This is a genomic window from Streptomyces sp. NPDC051173, from assembly GCF_040689515.1.
Lineage (GTDB): Bacteria > Actinomycetota > Actinomycetes > Streptomycetales > Streptomycetaceae > Streptomyces.
Window position 1 is genome coordinate 1 of record NZ_JBFBBD010000131.1, and the last position, 9,086, is coordinate 9,086.

11 protein-coding genes are annotated in these 9,086 nt (G+C 72.6%); 4 read left to right on the plus strand and 7 right to left on the minus strand.

What is annotated here, in order from left to right:
• Positions 1-152: 152 nt before the first annotated feature.
• Complete coding sequence (locus tag AB0435_RS33355; protein ID WP_366428661.1) at positions 153-932, minus strand: alpha/beta hydrolase; 780 nt, start codon at positions 930-932, stop codon at positions 153-155.
• A gap of 103 nt (positions 933-1,035) precedes the next feature.
• On the opposite strand from AB0435_RS33355, the gene AB0435_RS33360 reads away from it, so the two are divergent.
• Positions 1,036-2,172, plus strand: a complete 1,137-nt coding sequence (locus AB0435_RS33360; RefSeq protein ID WP_366008215.1) for an adenosine deaminase — start codon at positions 1,036-1,038, stop codon at positions 2,170-2,172.
• A gap of 167 nt (positions 2,173-2,339) precedes the next feature.
• Positions 2,340-2,798, plus strand: a complete 459-nt coding sequence (locus AB0435_RS33365; RefSeq protein WP_366008216.1) for a hypothetical protein — start codon at positions 2,340-2,342, stop codon at positions 2,796-2,798.
• Positions 2,799-2,881: 83 nt separating this feature from the next.
• Here the strand turns inward: AB0435_RS33365 and AB0435_RS33370 are convergent, their stop codons facing one another.
• The 5 genes from AB0435_RS33370 to afsQ1 form a co-directional block, all read right to left on the minus strand.
• Positions 2,882-3,106, minus strand: a complete 225-nt coding sequence (locus AB0435_RS33370; RefSeq protein ID WP_366428662.1) for a PspC domain-containing protein — start codon at positions 3,104-3,106, stop codon at positions 2,882-2,884.
• Between the two features lie 106 nt (positions 3,107-3,212).
• Entirely contained in the window at positions 3,213-3,767 is a 555-nt protein-coding gene (locus tag AB0435_RS33375; RefSeq protein WP_366008218.1) for a VanZ family protein, read from the minus strand.
• Between the two features lie 88 nt (positions 3,768-3,855).
• Entirely contained in the window at positions 3,856-4,461 is a 606-nt protein-coding gene (locus tag AB0435_RS33380) for a hypothetical protein (protein ID WP_366008219.1), read from the minus strand.
• Complete coding sequence (locus AB0435_RS33385) at positions 4,458-5,963, minus strand: HAMP domain-containing sensor histidine kinase (RefSeq protein WP_366008220.1); 1,506 nt, start codon at positions 5,961-5,963, stop codon at positions 4,458-4,460. The genes AB0435_RS33380 and AB0435_RS33385 overlap by 4 nt, the downstream gene beginning before the upstream one ends.
• A 100-nt stretch (positions 5,964-6,063) precedes the next feature.
• On the minus strand, positions 6,064-6,741 hold the full coding sequence (afsQ1, locus tag AB0435_RS33390; RefSeq protein WP_366008221.1) for a two-component system response regulator AfsQ1: 678 nt from the start codon (positions 6,739-6,741) through the stop codon (positions 6,064-6,066).
• Positions 6,742-6,935: 194 nt separating this feature from the next.
• Between afsQ1 and AB0435_RS33395 the strand changes: the two genes are divergently transcribed.
• Positions 6,936-7,682 carry a SigE family RNA polymerase sigma factor gene (locus tag AB0435_RS33395; RefSeq protein ID WP_366008222.1) on the plus strand — a complete coding sequence of 249 codons (747 nt, stop codon included), beginning with the start codon at positions 6,936-6,938 and terminating at the stop codon, positions 7,680-7,682.
• Positions 7,683-7,857: 175 nt separating this feature from the next.
• Here AB0435_RS33395 and AB0435_RS33400 read toward each other — a convergent pair whose 3' ends face one another.
• Positions 7,858-8,514 (minus strand): ATP-binding protein, encoded by a 657-nt coding sequence (locus tag AB0435_RS33400; protein ID WP_366428663.1) that lies wholly within the window; start codon positions 8,512-8,514, stop codon positions 7,858-7,860.
• Positions 8,515-8,610: 96 nt separating this feature from the next.
• Between AB0435_RS33400 and AB0435_RS33405 the strand changes: the two genes are divergently transcribed.
• A complete protein-coding gene (locus AB0435_RS33405) occupies positions 8,611-9,033 on the plus strand; it encodes a hypothetical protein (RefSeq protein ID WP_366008224.1) in 423 nt (140 codons plus the stop codon).
• Positions 9,034-9,086: the final 53 nt, after the last annotated feature.

The following is a 9,086-nucleotide window of genomic DNA, read 5'->3' on the forward strand; positions in this document are numbered from 1 at the left end:
GCCGGATGGGCTGAATGCAGCCCGTCCGGCGATTGAGGACAACGCGGCGAAGCCGTGTTGCGGGGGTCTGGGGGCTTGCCCCCAGTTTCGGGAAGGGGCGGGGTGGGGAACAAGCCCGCCGCAGGCGGCAACGGCGCCGCACCCGGCAACGGTCAGTACCCCAACGAAGCCCCGAAGCCGGAAGCGAGCGGCATGCGCAGACCCAGCGGCGGCGGAGCCGCAAGCGCATCGGCCACCGGCCGCGCGTAGTGCCGCCCGAAGAGCGACCCGAGCACGAAGTCGACCGTCAGGGCGAGCACTTCGGCCCGGTGCTGGTGCAGCGCGTGCCCGTCGGAGTGCACCTCGAAGCGGCACACGTCCCGGTTGACCTTCTTCGCCCGCTCGGCGAGCCGGAAGGACAGATCGGGTTCGGTGCGCTCATCGTTGGTGCCGTGCACCAGCAGCACCCGCCGCCCCGCGAGCTGCCGCACCGGATCGGGGTCGAGCACGGACTCCGGCACGGGCAGCCAGGGGGCCAGCGCCAGTACGGAGGTGACGGCCGGATGCCCCGCGGCGAGCAGCGCGGCCCGGCCGCCCATGTCCGTACCCACCAGGCACACCGGTACGTCGCCGTAGCGCCGCACGGCCTCGTCCGCGGCCCACTCCGCGTCCCGTACGGGATCGGCCGCGGCGCCGTTCCAGCCGCGGCAGCGGTAGCGGACGACGTGGGTGACCAGGCCCTCGGCCGTTCCCGGCCGGGCCAGGCCGCGGGCCACCCGCCGCTGCGCGGCCAGCGTCAGGGCCGACGGCCGGCGGGTCCCGACGGGGCGCCCGCCGGGCAGCAACAGGGCGACACCGTGCACGGAATGCTCCGCGCCGAGCGGTTTTCCGAGCCGGGCCGTACCCGCTCCCGGCCCCTGGGGATCGCGCTGCGGCGACGCTTGCTCAGGCATGGCAGAAACGATGGCAGAACGCCGCGCGGTGTCCACCCCGCCGATGGGTCACCGTTCCGTATCGTTCGCCGACATCTACGCGCGTAGGGGCTAGAGTGCCGAAATGACGACCGAGACCACCTCCCGACCCACCCCCGAGCAGATCCGTCGCGCGCCCAAGGTGCTGCTGCACGATCACCTCGACGGCGGACTGCGCCCCGGCACCGTCGTCGACCTGGCCCGCGCCACGGGCTACGACGGCCTGCCCGAGACCGACCCGGACAAGCTGGGCGTCTGGTTCCGCGAGGCCGCCGACTCCGGCTCGCTGGAGCGCTATCTGGAGACCTTCGCGCACACCTGCGCCGTGATGCAGACCCGCGAGGCCCTGGTCCGGGTGGCCGCCGAGTGCGCCGAGGACCTGGCCGAGGACGGCGTCGTCTACGCCGAGGTGCGCTACGCCCCCGAGCAGCACCTGGAGGGCGGTCTCACCCTCGAAGAGGTCGTCGAGGCCGTCAACGAGGGCTTCCGCGAGGGCGAGCGCCGGGCGCGCGAGAGCGGCCACCGCATCCGGGTGGGCGCGCTGCTCACCGCGATGCGGCACGCGGCCCGCGCCCTGGAGATCGCCGAACTCGCCAACCGCTACCGCGACTCGGGCGTGGTCGGCTTCGACATCGCGGGCGCGGAGGCCGGGTTCCCTCCCACCCGCCACCTGGACGCGTTCGAGTACCTCAAGCGCGAGAACAACCACTTCACCATCCACGCGGGTGAGGCGTTCGGCCTGCCGTCCATCTGGCAGGCACTCCAGTGGTGCGGCGCGGACCGGCTCGGGCACGGCGTCCGGATCACCGACGACATCGAGATCATGGAGGACGGCACGGTCAAGCTCGGCCGGCTGGCGTCCTACGTGCGGGACAAGCGCATTCCGCTGGAGCTGTGCCCCACCTCCAACCTCCAGACCGGTGCGGCCACTTCTTATGAAGAGCACCCCATCAGCCTGCTGCGGAAGCTGCACTTCCGGGCCACGGTGAATACCGATAATCGGCTGATGAGCGGCACCAGCATGAGCCGTGAATTCGAGCACCTGGTCAAGACGTTCGGCTACACCCTGGACGACATGCAGTGGTTCTCCGTCAACGCGATGAAGTCCGCGTTCATCCCATTCGATGAACGTCTCGCGATGATCAACGACGTCATCAAGCCCGGATACGCCGAGCTCAAGTCGGAGTGGCTCTTCCGGCAGACGCTGACGAGCACGGTCTGACCAGCAATTCTGTTTCCCGTCGCAACCGACGGTGAATCCACGGGTAATAGCGTGAAAACGGCCGGGACTTCAGGGTCCCGGCCGTGTCATTCATTGCGGCTTCCCGGCTCTCGTGACTAGGTTGCAGTGCCGCTGCACAATTCCCCCGTCGCGAGGACAGAATTCAGATGAAGCAGGGAACCATCAAGACGCTCGGTGTCGCCGCGCTCGGTCTTGCCTTCGCCGCCACGGCGGCGGGCAACGCGGCCGCGTTCGGCACCTCGGGCGCCGTGGAATCGGTCACCGGCACCGCCGCGACCACGATGGGCGGGCTGCCCATCCAGCAGGCCGCGAAGCTCGCGCCGGCCGGTGGTCCCGTGGTCGCCGCCGCGGACCGCGCGGTCCAGGGCGGCATCCTGAAGGCGCCCTCCCAGGCCGTCGACAAGGCCGTGGCACCCAACCTCCCGAAGACGCCCGACCTGCCGGTGACGCCGAAGTCCGACAACAGCCCGGGCGCGACCGGCGCCAACGGCGCCAACGGCGCCGCCACGAGCGGCAAGATGCACAGCAGCGGCAACAAGGGCCTGCTCGGCGGCCTGCCGACGCTGCCCACCAACGGCCTGCCCCTGCCCAGCATCGGCGGCTGAGCCCCGGCGCACGACGGCGGGCCGCGCACCCTCCGCACCGGGGTGCGCGGCCCGCCGTCACGTCAACGCGGCGGCCGCGGACATCACCAGGACGTGGCCGTTCCTGACCCGGACCGGCCGTGGTCCTTCTCGGACGGCAGCAGCACCCACAGCGCGAGGTAGAGCAGGAACTGCGGTCCGGGCAGCAGGCACGAGGCCAGGAAGATGACCCGCATCGTGGTGCGGGACGTACCGAAGCGCTCGGCCAGGCCCGCGCAGACGCCGGCGATCATCCTGTGGTCACGGGGACGGACCAGGGGAGCGGACATGATGGCGACTCCTCGTCGTCGGTCCGGCGGCGTCGGGGACGCGCCGTGCGGGAACGTTTCCCGGTGCCTACGACGCTACGGGCACGAGCCGGGGCAAAGCATCGCTCTACGGGGCGATCCCGACCCTGGGGATCGTCGGGGTCCGCCCCTGAGCCGCCTCCTTCCGGGGAAGGGCCTGCGGCCCGCGCGTGTCACCCCTGCGGCGGAGCCGGGCCCGTACCGCGGGGACCACCGCGAGATGCGCGACGGCGACGCCCGTCACGTTCAGCAGCAGCGCGTCGATGTCCAGCACCTGGCCCACCACACCGCTCTGCACCACCTGGAGGGCCAGCGACAGCATCGCGCTGGTGAAGACCGTGCGGGTCAGCGAGCCCAGCGGCGACGCGGCGACGCGCCCCCTCGCCCACGGCAGCAGCACGCCGAGCGGCGCCAGCGGCAGCATCCCCGCCCCGATCGCCCGCGTCGCCTCCCAGGGACTCAGGGCGAGATCGGCACGGATCGTAGCCAGCGGCTCCAGCGGCGCGGCCGTCACCCAGGGCGCCGTCAGCGGCCGCAGGGCCAGCCAGCCGACCGCCAGGAGATGGGCGACGAGCAGCACACACCCCGCGGCGCGGTAGCGGTATCGGAGGGCGGGCGTACCGCCGTAACCATGACCCTGCACGCCCCACAGGACGCGGGGTGTGCGCCCTCCGGTTCCGCCCGTGACGACGGAGAGTGGCGGAGGCCGGCGGGGGCGGAGAGCCGCCGGATCAGGAGACGGCTCTGCCGCCGATGTCCGCGGTGTCCGGATGCGTCCGCATCTCCTCGGTGCAGGTGAAGCTCAGCGGCCCGGCGTCGCCCGGCCCGCCCAGCAGCACCGCCGACTTGCCGTCCGCCGCGGCCGTGCCCACGAACGAGCACACCAGCTGGGCCAGCGCGACCTGCGGCAGCTCGGCCGGCTCACGGCTCAGCCGCAGGGTGCCCGCGGGGTCGCCCGGCCGCGGCCCGGTGACGGACAGCCGCTGCGGGACGGCGGTGATCAGCCCGGCGTCGGCCTCCTCCCCGGCAGGCACCTTGCGCAGCTCGTCCAGGAGCGCGCCGGCGACGATCACCGCGTCGTCGGGCTTGTCGGGCAGCGGGACCCGGCGGGTCACCGGCACCAGCTGCGAGGCGCACTCCAGCTGCACGGTCACCGTGGCGAGGCCCGCGGCGGCGCTCGGGTCGGGTCGGCTGACGCACGACGCCCGGGACGGCGCGCCGCCCGCGTCCACCGGCACGGCCGTGCCGCGGATCCCGCACGCGGACAGCGCGGGGAGGGAGCCGAGCAGCGTCAGCGCCAGGGCGGCGGTTCTGATCCTCACGTTCGGGGTCTTCACTTTCCGTTCTCCTCCGCCCGGTCCCGGCCCTGCTCGTCCGTGAGCAGGGAGGCGCCGCCGGCCTCCGCCGGGTCCTCGCCCAGGGGGAGGGTCAGGGTGAAGACCGCGCCGCCTTCGGGGGAGTTGGCGGCGGTGATCCCGCCGCCGTGGATATGGGCGTTCTCCAGGGCGATCGACAGGCCGAGACCGCTGCCCTCGGAGCGCGGCCGGGAGGCGCTCGCCTTGTAGAAGCGGTCGAAGACGTGCGGCAGGACGTCCTCGGGGATGCCGGGGCCGTGGTCGCGCACGTCGATCCGCAGCGCACCGCCCTCCGTGCGCACCGACACCCGCACCGGCGACCCGCCGTGCTTGAGGGCGTTGCCGATGAGGTTGGCGAGGATGACGTCGAGCCGCCGCGGGTCGAGCCGGGCCATCATGCCGCGCTCGGCGTCCAGCTCGACGGCGTCCAGCCAGGCGCGGGCGTCGATGCAGGCGGTGACCTGGTCGGCGACGTCCACGTCGTCGAGGACCAGCCGGGCCGTGCCCGCGTCGAAGCGGGTGACCTCCATGAGGTTCTCCACCAGGTCGTTCAGCCGGCGGGTCTCGCTCACCACCAGCTGCACCGCGGGCGCGATCATGGGGTCGAGGTTGTCCGCCTCGTCCTCCAGCACCTCCGTCACCGCGGTGATCGCCGTGAGCGGGGTGCGCAGTTCGTGCGACATGTCGGCGACGAAGCGGCGGCTCGCCGCCTCCCGGCCGCTCAGCTCCTCGACCCGCTTCTGGAGCGACTCCGCGGTCCTGTTGAACGTGCGCGACAGGTCGGCCAGCTCGTCCGTGCCCGACACCTCCAGGCGCGTGTCCAGCTTCCCCTCGCCGAGCCGCCGGGCCGCGTCACCGAGCCGCTGCACGGGCCGCAGCACCGTGGACGCGGCGGCCTGGGCGAGCAGGGCGGAGCCGATGAGGGCGAGGGCCGTGGCGATGCCCAGCGACCAGGCCAGCGAGTTCAGGTCCTGGCGCTCGTTCTCCAGCGACTTCAGCAGATAGCCCGTCGGGCCACCGCCGATCACCTTGGCGCCACCGATCAGATACGGCTTGCCGTCGAGCGTGATCCGCTGCCAGTACAGGTGGTACGCGTAGCGGTTGGAGTCGTCGACCCGGCGCTCGCGGTCCACCGCCGTCCGCAGCGACTCCGGCACGACCTTGAGCGTGAACAGGTCGGGCCTGGAGGGCGCGACGCAGTCGCCGCCGCCGGACGTGCCGATCAGCAGCACCTCGTACTTCTGCGAGGTCGAGGCCATCCGGTCGGCGGCGGCCTGGAGCTCCTGGCAGGTCGGCGTCAGCGGCAGCGAACCGGTGTTGTCCTGCAAGGACTTGCGGAAGTCGTCGAGCGCGGCGTCCTGGGTGCGGGTGAGGACCGCGTCCCGGTTCAGCCAATAGGCGATGGCGGACGCGGAGACGGCGGCGGCCAGCGCCACCAGCGCGAAGACCAGCATCAGCCGCAGCCGCAGACTGATCCACCGCATGCTCAGCTTCAGCGCGTTCCTGGCCGGCCGCCGACCCCGCTCCCGACCGGTCTCTTCTGTCACGGTGTGCTCTCTGTGCTGTTGTGGCGGGCCGGGGCGGTCACTGCGGGGTGTCCAGGCGATAGCCGACGCCCCGGACCGTACGGATCAGGGTCGGCGACGACGGCACGTCCTCGACCTTGGCGCGCAGCCGCTGCACACAGGCGTCCACCAGCCGCGAGTCGCCCAGATAGTCGTGCTCCCACACCAGGCGCAGCAGCTGCTGCCGCGACAGCGCCTGCCCCGGCCTGCGGCTGAGCTCCAGCAGCAGCCGCAGCTCGGTCGGGGTCAGCTGGAGGTCCTCGCCGTTCTTGGTGACCGTCATGGCCGCCCGGTCGATGACCAGCGAACCGAACGCCGCGGAGTCGTTCGACTCCCGCTCGCCACGGCGCAGCACCGCGCGGATCCGGGCGTCGAGCACCCGGCCCTGCACGGGCTTGACGACATAGTCGTCCGCCCCGGACTCCAGGCCGACCACGACGTCGATGTCGTCGTTGCGCGCGGTCAGCAGGATGATCGGCAGCTGGTCGGTGCGACGGATCCGCCGGCACACCTCGAAACCGTCGATACCCGGCAGCATGACGTCCAGCACGATCAGGTCCGGCCGCTGCTCACGCAGCATTTTCAGGCCGTCCTCACCTGTCGCCGCGGTCACCACACGGTGACCCTGACGGGACAGGGAGAACTCGAGAGCCGTGCGGATGGCGTCGTCGTCCTCGATCAGCAACAGGAAAGGCACGGTGGTCATTCTGGCCTACGACTGGCTGGTAGTTCGACCGAAGGCGTCCCGCGCGGGCTCCCCGGCCTGTTGCAGGGCTGTGACAGTCGGCGGACAGCGTCATGAAACTGGCCCGCCAGGCTTGGGGACACCGGGCGGCACGACGGCCCGGGAACACAACGGACCGAGCTGGCTCCACCGACGGGGGGCGCGAGATGAACACACTGCACAGCACCACGACCAGCGCAGTCATTCGCACGCGCCTGCACGACGCCGGGCGGGGCCCGGAGAAGTCCGGTGCCGTGGGCGGGCGGGGGTGCGCCCGCGGCACCGGACGTGTACGGCCGCCGTACATGGTGGCGATCGACGCGGTCACGTACGGGGAGGCCACGGGGGCCTCGGGGGAGGGCAAGGACGCGGCCCGGACGAAGCGGCAGGACGCCGAAGCGGCGTTCACCGCCTACGTCCAGGAGCGCCGGGCCTCCCTGTACGCGACCGCCTACCACCTGACCGGCGACCGGCACGAGGCGGAGGACCTGCTCCAGAGCGCGCTGTTCTCGACGTACCGCGCCTGGGACCGGATCACCGACAAGGCGGCCGTCGGCGGCTACCTCCGCCGCACGATGACCAACCTGCACATCAGCGCCTGGCGCCGCCGCAAGCTGAACGAGTACCCGACGGAGGAGCTGCCGGAGACGGTCGGCGAGACCGACGCGATGCGCGGCACCGAACTGCGCGCCGTCCTCTGGCAGGCGCTGGCCCGGCTGCCCGAACTCCAGCGCACGATGCTCGTCCTGCGCTACTACGAGGGCCGTACGGACCCGGAGATCGCGGAGATCCTCGGCATCAGCGTCGGCACGGTCAAGAGCAGCATCTGGCGCTCCCTGCGCCGGCTGCGCGAGGACGAGGTCATCGGCTCCGGCCGCGGCATCGCGGAGTCCTTCGGTGAGCTGGTGGCCTGAGCGGGGACCGGCAGAACCAAGAACTACAAAAGGGGGCCCTGGGGGGACGGGGAAACGCTCGGGGGAGCGGACGGGGCCACGGGGGAGGAGCGGGCGGACAGCCGGGGGGTATGTCCGCCCGCTCCGCTGTTCCCGTGTTTCCCGGAAGTGTGTCTCCCGGAGGAGGCCGTTCGCGTCAGACGCGGACGCTCTCCCGGCGGCCCGCGGCCGCGGCGGCGATCCGGCCCATCGCGGTGTCCCTGCCGCAGGCGTACGCGCCCAGCGCCGTCTGGCGGGCCACGATGCCGCGTTCGGCGCGCATCAGCCGCAGGCCGCGGCGGACGAGGTAGGGCGCGGGTTTGCGGCCCTCGCGCAGATCGCGCAGCAGCCGGCGGCGGAACGTCGTCGACGGGCGGCCGCGCAGGCACAGCGCGTCGGCGAGCACCCCGAGTTCGCGGCAGCGGCCGATGATGTCGGCGGCGAAGATGCCCTCCGCTATGAACAGCGGCGTGCGGCCGATGTCCAGCGCGCTCTCACCGGTCCGTGAGCTGCTGGCGATGTCGTACAGCGGCACGCTCGTGCGCGCCGTGCGGCACAGCTCCACTATCGCCGTCACGGCCGTGTCGGCGTCCCACGACAGGGGCGAGTCCCAGTCGGCGCCCGAGCCGTCCGGGAGCAGCGGCAGCGTGGGGTCGTGCCCCTCCTTGTAGAAGTCGTCGAGGTTGAGGACCGGCAGCCCGGTGCGGGCCGCGAGGGACGACTTTCCGGATCCGGACGGGCCGGTCAGCAGGATGACGCGCGCGGGGGTCAGGTGGGGAGTCACGGGACACCAGTGTGAGGCATTGGGCCGCATGGGGGATCCCCCCGGGTCGCGGGGTGCGCGCAGTGTCACGACTTCGCTACGGTGCGTTGTCGTTCCATCCTGTACCTCACGACCCGGCAGGTGCCCATGGCCTCGCACGCACGACACGCACGCTCCTCCCGCTCCTCCCACTCGCGCGGTCTGGTGCGCGTCGGGCTGACCGTCTCGGCGGGTGCGGCCATCGTCGCGGGCGGCGCGGGAGCCGCGAACGCCGCGCCCTCGGCGGGCCCACGGGCCGAGCTGGGGGTGACGTCCATCGACGCGGCGACGGCGGGCGCGGACACCGCGCTCGGCACGTCGGCGGAGGGCGCGCTGCGCTCTCTGGAGGCCCTGAAGCTCAACCCGCTGGCGGGCACGGGCAGCGACCCCTTCGCCAACGCGGTGGGCACGCAGGTCGCCGACTTCGAGCCGGTGAGCACGTCCACCCTCACCGAGCCCCTGACGAACGGCGGTGCGCTCCAGGACCTGGGCCTGCTGGACCAGGCGGCGGCACTGCTGCCGCCGCTCTAGCGGATCCCGGACGCCGGAGGGGCGGGGTGGTGGCCGGTACCGGCCACCACCCC

Coding starts and splice junctions, on each gene's coding strand:
- AB0435_RS33355 (WP_366428661.1), bottom strand. CDS start 932: ATGCCTGAGCAAGCGTCGCCGCAGCGCGATCCCCAGGGGCCGGGAGCG.
- AB0435_RS33360 (WP_366008215.1), top strand. CDS start 1,036: ATGACGACCGAGACCACCTCCCGACCCACCCCCGAGCAGATCCGTCGC.
- AB0435_RS33405 (WP_366008224.1), top strand. CDS start 8,611: ATGGCCTCGCACGCACGACACGCACGCTCCTCCCGCTCCTCCCACTCG.
- AB0435_RS33400 (WP_366428663.1), bottom strand. CDS start 8,514: ATGCGGCCCAATGCCTCACACTGGTGTCCCGTGACTCCCCACCTGACC.
- AB0435_RS33395 (WP_366008222.1), top strand. CDS start 6,936: ATGAACACACTGCACAGCACCACGACCAGCGCAGTCATTCGCACGCGC.
- AB0435_RS33370 (WP_366428662.1), bottom strand. CDS start 3,106: ATGTCCGCTCCCCTGGTCCGTCCCCGTGACCACAGGATGATCGCCGGC.
- AB0435_RS33365 (WP_366008216.1), top strand. CDS start 2,340: ATGAAGCAGGGAACCATCAAGACGCTCGGTGTCGCCGCGCTCGGTCTT.
- AB0435_RS33385 (WP_366008220.1), bottom strand. CDS start 5,963: ATGCGGTGGATCAGTCTGCGGCTGCGGCTGATGCTGGTCTTCGCGCTG.